This is a genomic window from Aeromonas sp. FL131, assembly GCF_049860615.1.
Classification (GTDB): domain Bacteria; phylum Pseudomonadota; class Gammaproteobacteria; order Enterobacterales; family Aeromonadaceae; genus Aeromonas; species Aeromonas hydrophila.
This window is the reverse complement of record NZ_CP187595.1, coordinates 945,201-962,352: the sequence shown is the minus strand read 5'-3', so window position 1 is coordinate 962,352 and position 17,152 is coordinate 945,201. Positions and strand designations below refer to the sequence as shown.

General features: G+C 62.4%; 18 protein-coding genes and 1 other RNA gene. 12 read left to right on the top strand and 7 right to left on the bottom strand.

The window, feature by feature from the left end; genetic code table 11:
- The first annotated feature begins 159 nt into the window (after positions 1–159).
- Genes ACPW75_RS04680 through ACPW75_RS04670 form a run of 3 tightly spaced genes read left to right on the top strand, consistent with a single transcriptional unit; the run spans position 160 to position 4,276 of the window.
- Positions 160–1,887: a potassium/proton antiporter gene (locus ACPW75_RS04680; protein WP_011705375.1), complete on the top strand. Its 1,728-nt coding sequence runs from the start codon at positions 160–162 to the stop codon at positions 1,885–1,887.
- A 42-nt stretch (positions 1,888–1,929) separates the two neighbouring features.
- Positions 1,930–3,033, top strand: a complete 1,104-nt coding sequence (locus ACPW75_RS04675) for a beta-N-acetylglucosaminidase domain-containing protein (protein WP_024943852.1) — start codon at positions 1,930–1,932, stop codon at positions 3,031–3,033.
- Between the two features lie 34 nt (positions 3,034–3,067).
- Positions 3,068–4,276, top strand: coding sequence for a cation:proton antiporter (locus tag ACPW75_RS04670; RefSeq protein WP_077097839.1), 1,209 nt, complete (start codon positions 3,068–3,070; stop codon positions 4,274–4,276).
- Between the two features lie 90 nt (positions 4,277–4,366).
- Here ACPW75_RS04670 and ACPW75_RS04665 read toward each other — a convergent pair whose 3' ends face one another.
- Together ACPW75_RS04665 and ACPW75_RS04660 are read right to left on the bottom strand one after the other, a co-directional pair.
- Positions 4,367–5,155, bottom strand: coding sequence for a DUF1460 domain-containing protein (locus tag ACPW75_RS04665; RefSeq protein ID WP_077097837.1), 789 nt, complete (start codon positions 5,153–5,155; stop codon positions 4,367–4,369).
- Positions 5,156–5,405: 250 nt separating this feature from the next.
- On the bottom strand, positions 5,406–6,038 hold the full coding sequence (locus tag ACPW75_RS04660; RefSeq protein WP_011705371.1) for a LysE family translocator: 633 nt from the start codon (positions 6,036–6,038) through the stop codon (positions 5,406–5,408).
- Between the two features lie 164 nt (positions 6,039–6,202).
- On the opposite strand from ACPW75_RS04660, the gene ACPW75_RS04655 reads away from it, so the two are divergent.
- From ACPW75_RS04655 to ACPW75_RS04645, 3 genes are all read left to right on the top strand, one after another.
- The gene (locus ACPW75_RS04655) at positions 6,203–7,825 is read left to right on the top strand and encodes a methyl-accepting chemotaxis protein (RefSeq protein ID WP_190283660.1); all 1,623 of its coding nucleotides are present in this window, start codon (positions 6,203–6,205) and stop codon (positions 7,823–7,825) included.
- Between the two features lie 176 nt (positions 7,826–8,001).
- Positions 8,002–8,532 (top strand): DUF1523 family protein, encoded by a 531-nt coding sequence (locus tag ACPW75_RS04650; protein WP_016350163.1) that lies wholly within the window; start codon positions 8,002–8,004, stop codon positions 8,530–8,532.
- A gap of 28 nt (positions 8,533–8,560) precedes the next feature.
- On the top strand, positions 8,561–8,857 hold the full coding sequence (locus tag ACPW75_RS04645; protein ID WP_029303501.1) for a winged helix-turn-helix domain-containing protein: 297 nt from the start codon (positions 8,561–8,563) through the stop codon (positions 8,855–8,857).
- Between the two features lie 88 nt (positions 8,858–8,945).
- On the opposite strand, the gene ACPW75_RS04640 is transcribed toward ACPW75_RS04645, so the two are convergent.
- Together ACPW75_RS04640 and rihA are read right to left on the bottom strand one after the other, a co-directional pair.
- Positions 8,946–9,416: a hypothetical protein gene (locus ACPW75_RS04640; protein ID WP_077097833.1), complete on the bottom strand. Its 471-nt coding sequence runs from the start codon at positions 9,414–9,416 to the stop codon at positions 8,946–8,948.
- A 34-nt stretch (positions 9,417–9,450) separates the two neighbouring features.
- A complete protein-coding gene (gene rihA, locus ACPW75_RS04635) occupies positions 9,451–10,386 on the bottom strand; it encodes a pyrimidine-specific ribonucleoside hydrolase RihA (protein WP_016350161.1) in 936 nt (311 codons plus the stop codon).
- Positions 10,387–10,537: 151 nt separating this feature from the next.
- Between rihA and ACPW75_RS04630 the strand changes: the two genes are divergently transcribed.
- Complete coding sequence (locus ACPW75_RS04630) at positions 10,538–11,302, top strand: RluA family pseudouridine synthase (protein WP_179101514.1); 765 nt, start codon at positions 10,538–10,540, stop codon at positions 11,300–11,302.
- 112 nt (positions 11,303–11,414) lie between these two features.
- On the opposite strand, the gene udp is transcribed toward ACPW75_RS04630, so the two are convergent.
- Positions 11,415–12,170 carry a uridine phosphorylase gene (udp, locus tag ACPW75_RS04625; protein WP_011705364.1) on the bottom strand — a complete coding sequence of 252 codons (756 nt, stop codon included), beginning with the start codon at positions 12,168–12,170 and terminating at the stop codon, positions 11,415–11,417.
- Positions 12,171–12,562: 392 nt separating this feature from the next.
- On the opposite strand from udp, the gene yiaY reads away from it, so the two are divergent.
- From yiaY to ACPW75_RS04610, 3 genes are all read left to right on the top strand, one after another.
- Positions 12,563–13,714, top strand: coding sequence for an L-threonine dehydrogenase (gene yiaY, locus ACPW75_RS04620; protein WP_024943859.1), 1,152 nt, complete (start codon positions 12,563–12,565; stop codon positions 13,712–13,714).
- Between the two features lie 135 nt (positions 13,715–13,849).
- Entirely contained in the window at positions 13,850–14,188 is a 339-nt protein-coding gene (locus ACPW75_RS04615) for an outer membrane protein assembly factor BamE (protein WP_011705347.1), read from the top strand.
- 160 nt (positions 14,189–14,348) lie between these two features.
- Complete coding sequence (locus ACPW75_RS04610; protein ID WP_077097827.1) at positions 14,349–14,984, top strand: NAD(P)H-binding protein; 636 nt, start codon at positions 14,349–14,351, stop codon at positions 14,982–14,984.
- 127 nt (positions 14,985–15,111) lie between these two features.
- On the opposite strand, the gene ACPW75_RS04605 is transcribed toward ACPW75_RS04610, so the two are convergent.
- Both ACPW75_RS04605 and ACPW75_RS04600 read right to left on the bottom strand, forming a co-directional pair.
- On the bottom strand, positions 15,112–15,459 hold the full coding sequence (locus tag ACPW75_RS04605; protein WP_011705345.1) for an RnfH family protein: 348 nt from the start codon (positions 15,457–15,459) through the stop codon (positions 15,112–15,114).
- Positions 15,452–15,886, bottom strand: coding sequence for an SRPBCC family protein (locus tag ACPW75_RS04600; protein WP_011705344.1), 435 nt, complete (start codon positions 15,884–15,886; stop codon positions 15,452–15,454). Before ACPW75_RS04600 ends, ACPW75_RS04605 begins: the two co-directional genes overlap by 8 nt.
- 169 nt (positions 15,887–16,055) lie before the next feature.
- Here ACPW75_RS04600 and smpB point away from each other — a divergent pair, with 169 nt between their 5' ends.
- Together smpB and ssrA are read left to right on the top strand one after the other, a co-directional pair.
- Entirely contained in the window at positions 16,056–16,544 is a 489-nt protein-coding gene (gene smpB, locus ACPW75_RS04595) for an SsrA-binding protein SmpB (RefSeq protein ID WP_011705343.1), read from the top strand.
- A gap of 119 nt (positions 16,545–16,663) precedes the next feature.
- Positions 16,664–17,023: a transfer-messenger RNA gene (gene ssrA / locus ACPW75_RS04590) on the top strand.
- The last annotated feature ends 129 nt before the right edge of the window (positions 17,024–17,152 follow it).

The following is a 17,152-nucleotide window of genomic DNA, read 5'->3' as shown; positions in this document are numbered from 1 at the left end:
CTGGCGACGCCGGCGACCCCCTTTTGATGGCCAGAACCCTTCGCAGCAATGACACCGAAAATGTAAAAAACTGCAAATAAATGCACAATTAAGCCACACCGAGCCCAACAAACTGCATATAATGTGCCTGATTTGCATTTTGACAGAAGGAGTTCGCCATTGGATGCCGTCACCATCAACAGTTTTTTCCTCGTCGCGGCCTTGTTGGTGGGCGCCAGTGTCCTGTTGAGCGCGCTCTCCTCCCGTCTCGGTATCCCCATCCTGGTGATCTTCCTCGCCGTCGGCATGCTGGCCGGTGAAGATGGCCCCGGCGGCATCCACTTCGCCGACTACTCCATCGCCTATCTGGTGGGCAACCTGGCGCTCGCCATCATCCTGCTCGACGGCGGCATGCGCACCCGGGTCTCCTCGTTTCGGGTGGCGCTCTGGCCCGCGCTGTCGCTGGCCACGGTCGGGGTGGCCATCACCACCGGCCTCACGGGCCTGGCCGCCGCCTGGCTGTTTGACCTCAACCTGATGCAGGGGATGCTGATCGGCGCCATCGTCGGCTCCACCGATGCGGCAGCGGTGTTCTCCCTGCTCGGCGGGCGCAGTCTCAACGAGCGGGTCAGCGCCACCCTGGAGATAGAATCGGGCAGCAACGATCCCATGGCGGTGTTTCTCACCGTCACCCTGATCGAGGTGCTGGCCAGCGCCCAGCAAGACCTCAACGCCGGCTTTCTGCTGCTGCAACTGCTCAAGCAGTTCGGGCTGGGCGCCGGCATCGGCCTTGGCGGCGGCTGGCTGCTGTGGAAGCTCATCAACAGCGCCAAGCTGGCCCCCGGCCTCTACCCGCTGCTCACCGTCAGCGGCGGCCTGCTCATCTTCGCCCTCACCACGGCGGTGGGCGGCAGCGGCATCCTCGCCATCTATCTCACCGGCCTCTTGCTTGGCAACCTCTCCCTGCGCAGTCGCAGCACCACCTTGTCGGTGCTGGACGGCCTGACCTGGCTCAGCCAGATCGGCATGTTTCTGGTGCTGGGGCTGCTCGCCTCCCCCCACAAGCTGCTGCCCATCGCCCTGCCGGCGCTGGCGCTGGCCATGTGGATGATCCTGTTCGCCCGCCCCATCTCGGTCTGGATCGGGCTGCTGCCGTTCAAGAACTTCGCCCCCCGCGAGCGCTGGTTCATCTCCTGGGTCGGCCTGCGCGGCGCGGTGCCGATCATTCTGGCGGTGTTCCCCATGATGGCGGGGCTGCCCAACGCCCAGCTCTACTTCAATGTCGCCTTCTTCGTGGTGCTGGTCTCGCTCATCTTGCAGGGCAGCTCGCTGCCGCTGGCCTCCAGGCTGGCGCGGGTGGAGGTACCGGCGCCCCCCTCACCCATCAACCGCTCCGGGCTCGAGATCGATCTCGACTCCCAGTGGGAGACCTTCGTCTATCGCTTGAGCGACGAGAAGTGGTGCATCGGCTCGCCGCTGCGGGATCTGCGCATGCCCAAGGGCACCCGCATCTGCGCCCTGTTCCGCGATCAGGAGCTGCTGCACCCCTCGGGCAGTACCTGTCTGCAATCCGATGACATCCTCTGCGTCATCGGCCACGAGCGCGACCTGCCCGCCCTCGGCCAGCTGTTCAGCCAGGCGCCGGAGCAGGATCTGGGCCCGCGCTTCTTCGGCGACTTCCTGCTGGAGGCGGCCGCCAACCTGGTGGATCTCGCCCCCCTGTACGGGCTGGATGTGAGCGAGGTGGCGGATCAGACCCTTGGCCATTTCATTGCCCACCAGTTGGGCGATAATCTGGTAGTCGGCGACCACGTCGAATGGCAGGGACTGATCTGGACCGTGGCCGAAATGGACGAGGGTGAGCCCCGCAAGATCGGGGTGCGCTTTCTGGAAGAAGATCCGGTCTGATCGTCGTTGTCTGCCTCGTCCTCTGCGAGAAGGGAGTTACCTATGCCTTACCAAACCCTGTTGTCCGGCTTGCAACCCCCTTCGCCCCAGCTGGGGGTGATCGAGGGCTTCTTTGGCAAGGGCTGGAGCTGGGAAGCCCGCGCCCGCTATGCCCAGTGGCTGCCCCGCCACGGTTACGGCTTCTATCTCTATGCCCCCAAGGAAGATGGCTACCTGCGCAAGCACTGGGCCAAACCCTGGCCTGCCGCCCAGCTCGAGGCGCTGCGCCAGCTCGCCCGCCAGTGCCGCGACAACGGCCTCGCCTTCGGGGTGGGTCTGAGCCCCATGGGCGCGCACCACGACTATGCCCGCCAGCGGCCAGCCCTGCTGGAAAAGGTGCGGCTCATCGAGGAGGAGCTCAAACCCGACATCCTGGCCGTGCTGTTTGACGACATGAAGGGGGATACCCCGGATCTCGCTCACTGGCAGCTCACCATCGCCCACGACATCGCGGCCCACACCCGCGCAGGCCGCTTGCTCTTCTGTCCCAGCTACTACTCGACGGACCCCGTGCTGGAGAAGGTGTTCGGCGCCATGCCGCCCCACTATCTGCAGGATCTGGGGCAGGGGCTGGACAAGCGCTTCGAGATCTTCTGGACCGGCCCCAAAGTCTGCTCCAGCGACTATCCGGCGGCCCACCTCAAGCAGGTGGCCGAGTGGCTGCATCGCAAGCCGTTCCTGTGGGACAACTACCCGGTCAACGACGGCAGCAAGGCCAGCAGCTTCCTGCACCTGCGCGCCTTCGAGAACCGCCCGGCGGAACTCGCCGAGCTGACCTCGGGCCACGCGGTCAACCCCATGAAACAGGCGGCGCTGTCGGTGTTGCCGCTGGCCACCCTGCCCATGAGCTACAAGCTCGGCAAGCAGTACGATCCGGACAAGGCGCTGCACGCCTCCCTCAATGCCACCTGCGGCCCGCAGATCTCCGCCATGATCCAGGCCGATCTGCCGCTGTTTCAGGACATAGGGCTGGCCCAGCTGACCCCTGAGCAGGTGGCCCATCTCAAGGCCCGCTACCTGCCGTTTCGCGACCAATCCTGCGTCGGCGAGATCCTGCGCTGGCTGGATGGCGAATACGTATTCGACCCGGACTGCCTGACCGACTGACCCTCACCACAGAGACCCTGCCACAGGAGGCTGCATGGATGCGTCCCTGATTTACCAGAACCTGGCGGTGATCGCCGCCTTTCTGCTGGTCTACAGCCTGATCGCCGGGCGCTTTGAGTCGCGCCTCGTCAACGGCCCCCTGCTGTTTCTGCTGATGGGCTGGCTGCTGGGGCCGGGCGGCATCGAGCTGCTCTCCCTCTCCATCGACAGCGACGGCATCAAGCTGTTGGCGGAGCTGACCCTGGTCATCGTGCTGTTCAGCGACGCGGCCAACACCAACTGGCAGGTGCTGCTGGCCAACCGCGCCCTGCCCATCCGGCTGCTGCTGATCGGCCTGCCGCTCACCCTGGCGGCCGGCGCCCTGTTCGGTCACTGGCTCTTCCCCGATTTGCCGCTGCTGGAGATGGCGATCCTCTCCACCATACTCGCCCCCACCGATGCGGCACTCGGCAAGGCGGTGGTGAGCAACCCGGCAGTGCCCGCCCCCATCCGGGAGGGGCTCAACCAGGAGAGCGGCCTCAACGACGGCATCTGCGTGCCTGTGCTGCTCCTGCTGCTCGCCCTCATCGCCCCCACCGAGCAGCACAGCGGTACCGGCCTGCTGGCACTCACCTTGCTGCTGGAGGAGATCGGCATCGGCCTGCTGGTGGCCTGGGGGCTGACCAGCCTCACCCTGCGCCTGCTCAAGACCTCCTACCTCAACGGCTGGCAGCTGCCGCTATGGCGCCAGCTCACCATGCCGGGGCTGGCCCTGCTCTGCTTCGCGCTGGCCCAGACCCTGGGCGGCAGCGGCTTCATCGCCGCCTTCGTCGGCGGCCTGCTGATCGGCCGCAAACTGGGGGAGCACAAGCACGCCTATCTGGACAGCTGCGAGGGGTACGGCGATCTGCTCTCGGTGGTGATCTGGATGGTGTTCGGCGCCACCCTGATGCCCATGCTGACGGAGCTGCTGCACTGGCAATACTGGCTCTATGCCGCCGCCAGCCTCACCCTGCTGCGCATGCTGCCGGTCTGGCTGAGCCTGTTCGGCACCGGCCTCAAGCTTGAACTCAAGCTCTTCATCGGCTGGTTTGGGCCACGGGGGCTGGCTAGCATCGTCTTTGCGGTGATGGTGCTGCAAAATGAGCCGGCCCTCCTCGGCCAGCGCCCCATCATCGCCACCGTGCTCTGCACCATCATACTGAGCGTCATCCTGCACGGTCTCACCGCCAATCCCTGGGTCGCCCGCTTCAAACCCCGTTGAGGAAGCACCGCCAACAAAAGAGAAGCCCCGGGCACTGTCCGGGGCTTTCTTTTATCGGACGCAAGGCGTCCATCTCGGCCAGGGCCCTCCCTAGGAGCTCGAGTCCTCGGCCTGAGGCCGATAGACCAGGATCCCCGGCTTGTTCTGCACGTACTCCAGGAAGGGGGAGTCCACCACCTGCATCTTGCTCGAGAGGGAGGAGGCATTGCGCAGCACGGGGCCGTTCTCGCCACGGATGAAGATGCCGGTATGGGTCACGTCGAGCCCGGCGAGATCGGTGTAGATGCCGATGTAGTCCCCCTCTTCCAGCAGACTCAGGGTGTTCTCGTCGATGCTGGCGGAGGGAATGTAGGTGATGTCCCGCGCCGTCACCCCCAGCCCCGGAATGTAATGGCCGCCGTCGGCCTTCTGGTTGAGCAGCTTGGCGGTGGTCACCGCGGCGCCCCCCACCAGATGGGTCACGTCGTTCACCTTGTTGTCGCCATGCACCCAGTCGGAGAAGAAGTGCTTTCTGGTCAGGTAGTTGACCTCACCGTTCACGTAACGAGTGTGCATCAGGTTCTCGATGAAGTGATGCACACTCGTTGCGCGACGCAGCGACTCGACATAATCCAGATAGGTGAAGCAATCGAGCCCGCCAAAATCCACCACCAGCTGCTCCTGGGTATCGCTCGAGCCGATCAGCCGGTTGGCGACGTAGGGGTTGCCCAGAAAGAGTCCGGAGAAATCCCTGATCGACTGACCCGGCGCCCCCTGCTGACGGGCAAACAGCTCGATAAGTTGCGGCTCCTTGATGTTGTAAAAATCGAGGTTTCTCTCTTTGCCGGCGACTGCCGCGCCGGCAAACAGGAGCAATGCAATACTGGTCAGCCTCATCATCCTTAAATCTCCTTGCTCGGAATGTTAATAAACGGACCCTGTGCACTCTCTCGCAGGCGCAAGAGAATGCCATTCGAGACTGACGGCATCCCGGCCGTTTGCAAACCGGATAAATGTAAGCAAATGTGGCCAGCCTCCCCCATCCCACCCTGGAGACCGCGTTCATGGCAAGTTCGAATGCCCAGAGGCATCACGAAAAAGCCCCGCGGGGCGGGGCTTTTCGGCAGAGTCAGGCCAGCTGGCAAGCGAATCAACCCAGCGCCAGCCAGACCCCGACGCCGAACATCAGGGAGCCGGCGATCCGGTTCATCAGGGTGACGTTGCCACTCTTGGCGAGGAAGTGGCGCAAGGTGCGGCCACCGCTGGCGTAGAGCAGCAGGCAGGAAAACTCGATGACCAGGATCAGGGCCACCAGGGCGCTGATCTGCGGCGCCATCGGCTTGGCCGCGTTGATGAAGGGGGGCAGCAGAGAGACCATGAAGGCCCACCCCTTGGGGTTGGCGATGGCGGTGACGAAACCCTGCATGGCCAGCGCCAGGGGACGGGTCTCCTGGGCCGCCGACAGATCCGCCGGGATGGCCAGCTTGCCTTTGGCCTGCCACATCTGGATGCCGAGCCAGATGAGATAGGCGCCGCCCACGTATTTGAAGGCGGCAAACAGCGCCGGGTAGTTGAGCATGACGGCCGCCACCCCGATCACCGACAGTACCGACACCAGGCCGACCCCGATGAGCTCCCCCCACATCATGTGCAGGGTACGGCGCACCCCCAGACTCATGCCGAGGGTCATCGCCAGGGTCATGCACATGCCGGGGGTCACGGAGACAAAAAAGAACGTGGGAATAAACAGCGCCAGAATGGCGGGATCGATCCAGTCGGACACACTACACCTCCATGGTAACAGACCGACGATCTTGCCTATCACATTCATTTAACACAAGAAAAAACCTTTTCGTTCAGCATGATTTCAGCCATAAAAACCTGTGACAAGGTTTGTCGCGCCTGTGTAAGATGCCGCCTTGTTCCTCTTCTGGGTCAGGATCTTTCATGTCATTGAATAATCTCTCTATCCGTCTGCAAGTACTCATTCCTCTCCTGCTCGCCAGCCTGCTGATGATCCTGATGATCGGGATCGGCAAGCAGGACATCGACAGCGCCATCGGCGACATGAACGACACCACCGTCAGCGTGACCCGTCACAAGGACGACATCGCCACCCTGATCCACGCCACCTACCGGCTGCGCACCACCGCCATCTATGGCCTCTACGACCCCGAACGCTTTGCCACGCTGCCCGGTGACCTGACCGCCGCCGAGCAGGAGATCGGCTCCATCCTGGCCAGACTGGTCATCACCGGCGCCGAGCAGGACAACAGCCGGGTGGCGGCCGCCCTGCAGGCCTACCTCGGCCACACCCGCAACAACATGCTGCCGCTGCTGGCCGCCAAGCACCAGGGTAGCGGTGATCCCGCCGCCTATGAGCAGGCCCGCCTACGCTTTCGCGAGCTGGGGGAAGATCTCATCAAGCAGATCGATGCCATGTCGGCGCACATCAACCAGCTGATCCAGGATGAGATCGCCCAGGAACAGGCCCACTACCACACCACCCTGCTGCGTACCCTGCTGCTGATGGGGGCAGCCCTGCTGGCCGCCCTGTTTGGTGGCTGGTGGCTGTCCGGCCGGATAGTGCGCCCCATCGGCCAGCTGCAGCAGGTGATGCGCGCCGTGGCCCAGGGCCGCTTCAATGTGCGCGCCGCCGCCGACGGCGACAACGAGCTGAGCCAGCTGGCCGCCGACATCAACCAGACCCTGACCCAGCTTGGCAACACCATCCAGACCCTGACCGGCATCAGCGGCAACGTGGCCTCCGCCGCCACCGAGCTCGCCGCCGTGATGACCCAGTCCGAAGCCAACGCCCAGCAACAGCGCAGCGAGACCGAGCAGGTGGCCTCCGCCGTCACCGAGCTGGCCAGCACCGCCGACAACGTCAACCACAACGCCGCCTTGGCCGACGAGCTGGCGCGCGATGCCAACGACAGAGTCGAGCAAGGGCTGACGCTGTTTGCCGAGAGCATCCAGGCCAACAGCCGCATGGCGGGCAGCCTCGAGAGCGCCGCCGCGCAGGTGGCCCAGCTCAAGTCCCAGTCCGAGCAGATCGGCAAGGTGATCGAGGTCATTCAGGGGATTTCGGAGCAGACCAACCTGCTGGCGCTCAACGCCGCCATCGAGGCCGCCCGCGCCGGTGAAACCGGCCGCGGCTTTGCGGTGGTGGCCGACGAGGTACGCATGCTGGCGGCCCGCACCCAGGACTCCACCAAGGAGATCCAGGCCATCATCGAGCAGTTGCAGAGCCAGTCCCAGTCGGCCAACAGCGGCGTGCAGGAGACCCTCGCCATCCTGGCCCACAACCAGCAACTCTCCGGCGAGGTGCAGGCGCTGCTGGGCGGCATCACCGAAGCGGTCAACCAGATCAACGGCGCCAACGCCCAGGTGGCCACCGCCGCCGAAGAGCAGTCCTGCGTCACCGCCGACATCAACCGCAACATCACCAACATCCACGAGATCGTCAACCAGAACGCGGCCGGCATCAGCCAGAGTGCCGCCGCCAGTCACGAACTGTCACAGCTCGCCGAGCAGCAGCGCAAGCAGCTGGCCCAGTTCCAGCTGTAACCACGCCCTCGTGAGCACAGCAAGGCCCCGGATCCGGGGCCTTGCTGTTAATGGAGCTGACGGCTTGTTGTTGTTTTAAACGCTCTTTTTTATAACATGGCTTCATTGGGGGCTGGGCTACCTCACCAAATGTGGGTATGGTAGAGGCACGTCACTCCCCCTCATGCGAGATCATCATGAAGCTGTCCTTCAAGAAACCGGCCTTCATCGGCCTCGGGCTCATCGCCCTCGTCTCCGCCATCTGGCTCGATTTCTATCTGCCGGAGCACACCATCGCCACCATCACCGGGGTCGAGGTGAAACGTACCGACAAGGATGGTCCCATCAGCCAGAAGAACCCGGCCGACGGTCCCACCACCGACGTCTACTACATCTACACCGAGCGGCCCGGCGAGAAGATCCGAGTGTTCCGCAACGAAGACACCGAGTGGGGCTGGCCCTTCTACTTCAAGTTCAACGCCGCCGACGTGCAGGCCAAGGCCAAGTCGATGGAGTTCGAAAAACGGCTGGCCATCATCACCTCCTACGGCTGGCGCATCAACATGTTCTCCATGTTCCCCAACGTCACCAAGATTGAGAGCACCGAACCCGACGCCTCCACCTGGAGCTTCTTCCGCTGGTTCTGGTTCGGCATCTGGGCTCTGGTGATGGGCAAGGCTGCCATCGCCACCTGGCGCTACTTCGATCGGCTCGAGGACGAGATATGAGCGAAGCAGCTTGCCGGAGGAACGGACAATGAGTGAGCCGAGCAAGACGCGCACCAGCTTCTATCGCCGGCTCTACGTGGCCTGGCTCATCAGCCAGGGCACGGATACGGTGCCGGCCATCATGGAGGCAACCGGCATGCCGCGCCGCACCGCGCAGGATACGCTCAGCGCTCTGGCCGAGCTGGACATCAGCTGTGGCTTCGAGCAGACCGAGGGGGCTCGTCATCTGCAGGGGCACTATCGCATCAGTGACTGGGGGCCCATCAATCCTGCCTGGATCGCGGCGCAATTACCTGCCATCAAGGAGACGCTGGGGTATCCCTAATCAGGTCTCTGCCCACCAGAATAAAAGAGGGCCAGCCTACAAGGCTGGCCCTCTTTTATTTATCTGTGCCAAGGCTTCGGCCTTGCACCTATTCGGGGAAAGGCTCCTCTGGCAATGGATCCTGGGTCTCCCCCTTGGTGCAGTCGATGATGGAGCGCTTGGGGTTGTTGGGGTCGCGCAGCAGCAGGGGCACCAGCCCGGCATCGTGCTTCTGCTCGTCGGAAAACTCGCTGCCATAGGCGTTGTGAGTCAGACGCCGCGCATTGGCGATGGGGGTATCCACGAACAGGGCGTGCACCTCGAAGGTGGACGAGGGGATGAGAAAACCGCTGATGGGCAGACCGTGCAGATCCTGGCGGGTCTTGTACCAGGCAAAACCGTCCGTCACCTTGTAGGGGGTGAAGTGTTTGAGCTGCGGGTGCACCGGCTGGCCGGTCTCGCTGTCGAGATAGAGATCGTCCAGCTCGCAGGTCGCCAGCCCCTGCCACATCGATTCGAACGGCGTGGCACACCCCGTCAGTTGCAACCCGGCCAGCAGTGCCAGCCCTGTCTTCCACATCGCTTCGCCCCTTCTTGCAAGAGTGGAACTGCGTTCAGTCAAAGGCCCGCAGCCGCGTGACCAGCAGATCGATAAAACCGGCCCGATCCAGCCCCAGCAACACCAGCGCATTGGCCGCTTTGCCGGTCAGACCGTAGCGATCCACCACCGTCATGCCGCTAGTATGGGTGCCGCCGGTCTCGATATCGACCCGACACTCGACCCCGTGAAACAGTGCGGGGGCCAGCAACCAGGCAATGGTACAGGGGTCGTGCAGCGGCGCGCCAGCAAATCCCCACTTGGGATCCCGGTGGTAGATCATGAAAAAGTCGAGCAGCCCGGCCACGCACTGGGCCACCGGATTGGTGATGGCGCGCACCCGCGCTATGTCCTCGTCCATCACCTGCGCCTCGTGGGTCACGTCCAGCCCGCACATGGTGATGGGGAGCCCCGACTTGAACACCATATCGGCCGCTTCCGGGTCCACATAAATGTTGAATTCCGCCGCCGGGGTCCAGTTGCCTGGCCCCGCCGCGCCGCCCATCAGCACGATGCGAGCGATCTTGGATTTCAGCTCGGGGTGGGCCGCCAGCAGCAAGGCGATGTTGGTGAGCGGGCCGGTCGGCACCAGGGTCACGGGCTCAGGGCTCTCGCGCAGGCACTTGGCCATCAGCTCAAGGGCGGTCATGGCCACGGGGGCAAAGGCCGGATCAGGCAGTTTGGGGCCATCGAGACCCGATTCGCCGTGGACGTTGTCGGCGATGATCAGCTCGCGGGCCAGCGGCTTGGGGGCCCCCGCCGCCACCGGGATATCGTCACGCCCCAGCAGGGTCAGGATGCGCAGGGCATTGTTGAGGGTCTTGTCCGGCGTCTGGTTGCCGGCGCTGGTAGTGACCGCCAGCACCTTGAGTTCGGGGCTGGCAAGCGCCAGGATGAGGGCGATGGCATCATCGTGGCCGGGATCGCAATCGAGAATAACGGGCAACGCCATGGACGGACTCCTTACAACATGACAGGGAGCCATACCTTAGCAAGCGGCGGCAGGATTAACTCTGGAGGGAGTCACAAAACGCCTTGGCCAAACAGATCAATCACTTGCCGCCGGCACTCACACCGATTCGCCGCGCTTCGCCGGTTCGGGTATGATCCCCCTCCCTTTTCAGACCGTGCGCCCCATGTCCGTCATCGTCGACACCTTCATCGCGCCGCCCTGTGCGGCCACCATCGAGATCCTGTTCGAGGATGAGCACCTGCTGCTCATCAACAAGCCAAGCGGCCTGCTGAGCCTGTCGGGCAAGAACCCGCAGAACCTCGACTCGGTGCACCATCGACTGGTGCAGGCTTACCCCGGCTGCGCCCTGGTCCATCGCCTCGATTTTGGCACCTCAGGCATCATGCTGGTGGCCAGGAACAAGGCCATCAACGCCCTGCTCTGCCGCCAGTTCAGCCAGCGCACGGTGAGCAAGGCCTACAGCGCCCTGCTGTGCGGTCACCTGGCCGAAGAGGAAGGGGTGATCGATGCCTCCATCGCCAAGGATCCGGCGCTGTTTCCGCTGATGAGCATCTGCACCGTCAACGGCAAACCCGCCCGCTCCCGCTATCAAGTGATTGAGCGGCTAGCGCAGCAGATTCAGGGACAGACAGTGCCGCTGACCTGGGTCAGACTGGTGCCGGAGACCGGCCGCACCCATCAGCTGCGCATCCACAGCCAGCAGCTGGGCCATCCCATCCTGGGTTGCGATCTCTATGGCGGCCTGCTGCCGCCCGGTTGCGAGCAGGCGCCGCGGCTGATGCTGCACGCCAGTGAACTCGATTTTGTCCATCCGGTCAGCGGCGAGCCGATGCAGATCCGCAGTGAGGCGCCCTTTGCGCAAGCACTGGCGGCCATGACGGGGCAACAGGGGTAACCGGAGAAATGAAGGGGCAGACAAGCAGAAGAGGGGCAAAGCGGTAAACGGCGGATAAAGATAGGGGCCGTGCTTTCGCAACGGCCCCCACCCCCCACTCGGTGTGGTGCTATCAGATCAGCTTGCGGGCAGCGCCCAGTACGATCTTGATGGCATCAGATTCGGTTTTCGCCATGGTCTCGGCGTTCGGGATTTCCTGCTGGGTACGGTTGACGATGACGCCAGCCACCATACCGGCACGCAGGCCCTGGCTGGTGCACATGGTCAGCAGGGTGGCAGATTCCATCTCGTAGTTCAGCACGCCCATGGCTTGCCACTCTTTCATGGAACCCTGGAAACGGCTCACGACGCGGCCGGATACGGTGTCGTAACGCTCCTGACCCGGGTAGAAGGTATCGGAGGAGGCAGTCACACCGATGTGCAGCTTGGAACCCAGCTCTTTGGCGGTGTTGACCAGCGCGGTGGTGCAGTCGAAGTCGGCCACGGCCGGGAACTCCATCGGCGCGAAGTGCAGGCTGGCACCGTCGAGGCGCACGGAACCGGTAGTGACGATCACGTCACCCACGTTCAGGTGCGGCTGGATGGCGCCGGTGGTGCCGATGCGCAGGAAGGTACGGATGCCCAGCTGAGCCAGCTCTTCCACCGCGATGGAAGTGGACGGGCCGCCGATACCGGTGGAGCAGATGATCACGGCCTTGCCGTCCATCTCGCCGCGCCAGGTAGTGAACTCACGATGGCTGGCCAGGTGCACCGGGTTATCCAACAGCTCTGCGATGCGCTTCACGCGCTCGGGATCACCAGGGACGATCGCCAGGGTGGCGCCTTGCAGATCCGCTTTCTTCAAACCCAAGTGAAATACATCAGACATAGTGGACTCCTGGTTGCTCCCCACCAGCATGGTCAGGGGGCAAGTTAAGATGATTCTTTATGGTACTTTCAAGCCTTCACTCCCCTCGTCGGGGAGGCGCCAACTATGGTCGAAAGCGCTTTCCAATTCCTTGAAGCATCTCACACTTCCTTGCATTGACAGTGACAAATTCGGCGCAAAACGTTTGCTAACCTGATGAATTAATTGAAAAACGTTTTTCTGCCCGCGAACGGGCAAGGACCCTTGTCAATCCCTGTCGCGACCCATGTTTCCGGTACGTGATCGAGTCCATAAAGTTGCAATGCAGATACCATTGACCCCTTTTCATCCCCTCTGACGATGTTATGTTGGCGCCCGCATACCACTTAATGGCTAATAAAACGGAGTCCATCATGGCGACATTCAAGTTCTACATTCCCGCAATCAACCTGATGGGGGCAGGCTGTCTGCAAGAGGCGGCAGCCGATATCAAGGGTTATGGCCATCGCAAGGCGCTGATCGTCACCGACAAGATCCTCAACCAGATCGGCGTGGTCGCCAAGGTCGCCGGCCTGCTGGCAGAACATGGCATTGAAAGCGCAGTTTTCGACGAGACCAAACCCAACCCGACCATGACCAACGTGGAAGCGGGCTTGGCCATGCTCAAGGCCAATGGCTGTGACTGCGTCATCTCGCTGGGGGGCGGCTCGCCTCACGACTGCGCCAAGGGGATCGCCCTGGTGGCCGCCAACGGTGGCAGCATCAAGGATTACGAAGGGGTGGATCGCTCCGCCAAGCCGCAGCTGCCGCTCATCGCCATCAACACCACCGCTGGCACCGCCTCCGAGATGACTCGCTTCTGCATCATCACCGACGAGGCCCGCCACGTGAAGATGGCCATCGTCGACAAGCACGTCACCCCGCTGATGTCGGTCAACGACCCCGAGCTGATGCTGGCGAAACCCGCCGGCCTCACCGCCGCCACCGGCATGGATGCGCTGACCCACGCCATCGAGGCTTATGTCTCCACCATCGCCACCCCGGTGACCGATGCCAGCGCCATCATGGCCATCCAGCTCATCGCCAAGCACCTGCGCACCGCGGTCAATCAGGGCGACGATCTGCACGCCCGCGAGCAGATGGCCTATGCCCAGTTCCTGGCCGGCATGGCTTTCAACAACGCGAGCCTCGGCTACGTGCACGCCATGGCCCACCAGCTGGGCGGCTTCTACGACCTGCCGCACGGGGTGTGCAACGCCGTGCTGCTGCCCCACGTGCAGGCCTACAACGCCCAGGTGTGCGCCGGCCGGCTCAAGGATGTAGCCCGTCATATGGGGGTGGACGTGAACGCCATGAATGACGAGCAAGGGGCCGCCGCCGCCATTGCCGCCATCCAGCAGCTGGCTCGCGATGTCAAGATCCCGGCCGGGCTGGAGCAGCTCGGCGTCAAGGCCGATGACTTCAACCTGCTGGCCGAGAACGCCCTGAAAGATGCCTGCGGCTTCACCAACCCGAAGCAGGCGAGCCACGAAGAGATCGTCGCCATCTTCCGCACCGCCATGTAAGGGCGCAATTGGCAGAAAGGGTCGCATGGCGGCCCTTTTTATTGGCTGATGGATCAATGGCTTTTTACTTCCGTAGAGGGAGCCGGTATGATTTGCCGAGCTTAAAAAGACTTGAATGGATGATCTGAACTCGATATGCGGATGAAACACCTGATTGCCGCGGCCCTGACCGCCCTCACCCTGTCTGGTTGCAGCCTGGTCTATCGCATCGATATTCCTCAGGGCAACTATGTGGAACAAAAACAGGTCGACAAACTGCGCCAGGGCATGACCCGCGAGCAGGTCGAGTTCGTGCTGGGTTCCGCCATGCTGCGCGACGGCTTTGACCCGAACACCTGGTATTACCTCTATGAATTCCAGCCGGGGCGCGGTGAGAAAGAGCGCAAGGAGCTCACCCTGACCTTTGCCAACGACAGATTGGCCACGGTCACCGGCGACTTCCCGCTGCCAGCGGCCTTCCATACCCCGCTCTGATCCCATCCACAAAACCGGCCTCGCGCCGGTTTTGTTTTATTTGACCACCACCATCCCATCTTAGCGAGGGAGCCTCCATGCACCAGCCCAAGAATCCCCATACCCACGGACGACTCGATGGCAAGACCTTGGCAGCCCTCGTTGAACTTGGGAGGCCAGCATGAGCCGGATCCTGATCGCCGGAGCCAGCGGCCTTATCGGCCGCGAGCTGGTGCGACAACTGCCAGCAGAGCACCAACTGACCCTGCTCTGCCGCAAGCCCGGGCAGCCGCAACCCGCCCGCCACTGGCTGCCAGTCAATTTCGATATGCTGGCCGAGGTGAATCTGCCCGAACCGGTGGATCTCGCCTTCTGCTGCCTTGGCACCACCCGCAAGGAAGCCGGCTCGGCCGAGGCCTTTCGCCGGGTCGATCTCGACTATGTGCTGGCCTTTGCCGAGCTGGCCCGCCGCCACGCCTGCCAGCGACTGGTGGTGGTCTCGAGCCTGGGGGCCAACCCGCACTCCCCTGCCCTTTATCCCCGCACCAAGGGGGAGATGGAGCAGGCATTGCTGGCCCAGTCCTGGCTACGACTCGCTATCGTGCGCCCCGCCATGTTGCTGGGAGATCGTCAGCCGCCGCGCCGCTCGGAGCAGTTTTTCCAGGCCATCTACCCGTTGCTGAAGCCGCTCCTGGTTGGCAGGTTGCGCCGCTGGCGCGCCATCGAGGCCGGCCAGGTAGCCCGCGCCATGATCACCCTCTCCCGCCAGCCCGCCGGCTGCGAAGTGGTCGAGAACGAGCGACTGCTCCAGCTGTAGCCAAGCGCCTCAACTTGGCAGGTGGATGACGGGATCAAAAAAGGCGCCAAGGCGCCTTTTTTATATGCGGTGTCGTGCCAGTGCTGACACTTTTTATACGAAGTATCCTGCCTGCCAATGCAGGTATTTAGTCAGACTGTTTGCGATTGGCATTGGGACGGCCACCCGTGACCACGTCGGCACGTCCCTCTTCCTTGGCCTTTTCCGCGCGCTTCTTGCGCATCTCCTTGGGATCGGCGATGAGCGGACGGTAGATCTCGATGCGATCGCCATCTTGCAGCAGCTCGGAGCCCTTGACCGGTCGGCTGTAGATGCCGAACTTGTTGACCGTCAGATCGATCTCGGGGTGTTTTTGCACAATGCCGGATTGCTCGAGGGCGGCCAGCACCGAGGTCTGTGCAGGCACCCGCAGGCGCAGCACCGTCTGCCGCTCGGGCAGGGCGTAGACCACTTCGATGTTGAGTTGATCAGGCACCGTACACCACCTTGGCGCGGTTGGAGAAGGCGAGCACCATGGAGCTCACCAGATCGCGGAAGATCTGGCCGAAGGCCAGCTCGATGAGTTTGGAAGTGAACTCGAAGTCGAGATCGAATTCCACCTTGCAGGCATCCACGTCCAGCGGCGTGAAGGTCCACCAGCCCGCCAGCTTGCTGAAGGGCCCCTCCACCAGCTCCATCTTGATCTGCCGGTTGGCATCGAGCAGATTGCGGGTGGTAAAGGTCTTGGCAATCCCGGCCTTGGCCACATCGACCGAGGCCGTCATATAGTCATCGCCGGTTTCGTGGACACGGCTGCCGACACAACCGGGCAGGAACTCCGGATAAGCGTGAACATCATTGACCAGCCTGAACATCTGTTCGGCGCTGAACATCACCAGGGCACTGCGAGTAATACGGGGCATGGCTTTTCCTCATCCAATCGCCGCGATTTTATCATCATGTTTCATCTTGTGGAGGTAAAACCTCGGTCAAACTGCTCATAAAGCCATCAGTTGACCCGCTGCGCGTTTTACAGCCGCCCTTGCCCACGTATAATGCCCTCCTCCCAGTCATTGCCGGAAATCGCCCGTCATGAGCAAAAAAAACAGTAAAAACAAAGCCGGGTCCAACACCATTGCACTCAACAGAAGCGCGCGCCACGAATACTTCATCGAAGAAAAGATCGAGGCGGGTCTGTCCCTGCAAGGGTGGGAAGTCAAATCTCTGCGGGCGGGCAAGGCCAACATCAGCGAAGCCTATGTCATCTTCCGCGATGGAGAGGCCTACCTGTTCGGCTCCAGCTTCCTGCCACTGCAAGCGGCCTCCAGCCATGTGGTGTGCGACCCGACCCGGACCCGCAAACTGCTGCTGAGCCGCCGTGAACTCGACAAGCTCGAGAGCCTGATCGCCCGCCAGGGCTACACCGTCGTTCCCCTCGCTCTCTACTGGAAACAGTGCTGGGTCAAGGTCGAGATCGGCCTGGTGAAAGGCAAGAAAGAGCACGACAAGCGCGAAGACACCAAGGCCCGCGAATGGGATCGGGAAAAAGCGCGCATCATGAAGAACAAGCACCGCGGTTGATGGTGCGCCGCCTGCCGGGCGCCGCCCAATAAACCAGCAATCGACCGGCCAAGGCCGGTCGATTGCCATCAACGCCTTGCCATGACAGGATTTTTGCGTACAATCGCTCTTAACAACTTGGGGCTGATTCTGGATTCGACAAGATTCACGAAACCCAAGGTGCATGCCGAGGTGCGGTAGGCCTCGTTAATAAACCGCAAAAAAATAGTCGCAAACGACGAAAACTACGCACTCGCAGCTTAATAACCTGCGCTGAGCCCTTCTACCCTAGCTTGCCTGTGTCCTAGGGAATCGGAAGGTCATCCTTCACAGGATCGTGTGGAAGTCCTGCTCGGGGCGGAAGCATTAAAACCAATCGAGCTAGTCAATTCGTGGCGTGTCTCTCCGCAGCGGGTTGGCGAATGTAAAGAGTGACTAAGCATGTAGTGCCAAGGATGTAGTAATTTTGGACGGGGGTTCAAATCCCCCCAGCTCCACCAAATACCGGTCCAACAGTGACCAACGAAGTCCAAGAAACCCGCATAGCATAAGGCTTTGCGGGTTTTTTGTTGTCTTATGCTGTCCAATGGGGTGCGTTGCCATCCAGCCCTTTTAGGCATATCGTTAGG

Bases quoted from the DNA above. Each gene is read 5' to 3' on its own strand.
- ACPW75_RS04675 (WP_024943852.1), top strand. From the start codon at position 1,930: ATGCCTTACCAAACCCTGTTGTCCGGCTTGCAACCCCCTTCGCCCCAG.
- ACPW75_RS04670 (WP_077097839.1), top strand. From the start codon at position 3,068: ATGGATGCGTCCCTGATTTACCAGAACCTGGCGGTGATCGCCGCCTTT.
- ACPW75_RS04665 (WP_077097837.1), bottom strand. From the start codon at position 5,155: ATGATGAGGCTGACCAGTATTGCATTGCTCCTGTTTGCCGGCGCGGCA.
- ACPW75_RS04655 (WP_190283660.1), top strand. From the start codon at position 6,203: ATGTCATTGAATAATCTCTCTATCCGTCTGCAAGTACTCATTCCTCTC.
- ACPW75_RS04650 (WP_016350163.1), top strand. From the start codon at position 8,002: ATGAAGCTGTCCTTCAAGAAACCGGCCTTCATCGGCCTCGGGCTCATC.
- ACPW75_RS04645 (WP_029303501.1), top strand. From the start codon at position 8,561: ATGAGTGAGCCGAGCAAGACGCGCACCAGCTTCTATCGCCGGCTCTAC.
- ACPW75_RS04640 (WP_077097833.1), bottom strand. From the start codon at position 9,416: ATGTGGAAGACAGGGCTGGCACTGCTGGCCGGGTTGCAACTGACGGGG.
- rihA (WP_016350161.1), bottom strand. From the start codon at position 10,386: ATGGCGTTGCCCGTTATTCTCGATTGCGATCCCGGCCACGATGATGCC.
- ACPW75_RS04630 (WP_179101514.1), top strand. From the start codon at position 10,538: ATGATCCCCCTCCCTTTTCAGACCGTGCGCCCCATGTCCGTCATCGTC.
- udp (WP_011705364.1), bottom strand. From the start codon at position 12,170: ATGTCTGATGTATTTCACTTGGGTTTGAAGAAAGCGGATCTGCAAGGC.
- yiaY (WP_024943859.1), top strand. From the start codon at position 12,563: ATGGCGACATTCAAGTTCTACATTCCCGCAATCAACCTGATGGGGGCA.
- ACPW75_RS04615 (WP_011705347.1), top strand. From the start codon at position 13,850: ATGCGGATGAAACACCTGATTGCCGCGGCCCTGACCGCCCTCACCCTG.
- ACPW75_RS04610 (WP_077097827.1), top strand. From the start codon at position 14,349: ATGAGCCGGATCCTGATCGCCGGAGCCAGCGGCCTTATCGGCCGCGAG.
- ACPW75_RS04600 (WP_011705344.1), bottom strand. From the start codon at position 15,886: ATGCCCCGTATTACTCGCAGTGCCCTGGTGATGTTCAGCGCCGAACAG.
- smpB (WP_011705343.1), top strand. From the start codon at position 16,056: ATGAGCAAAAAAAACAGTAAAAACAAAGCCGGGTCCAACACCATTGCA.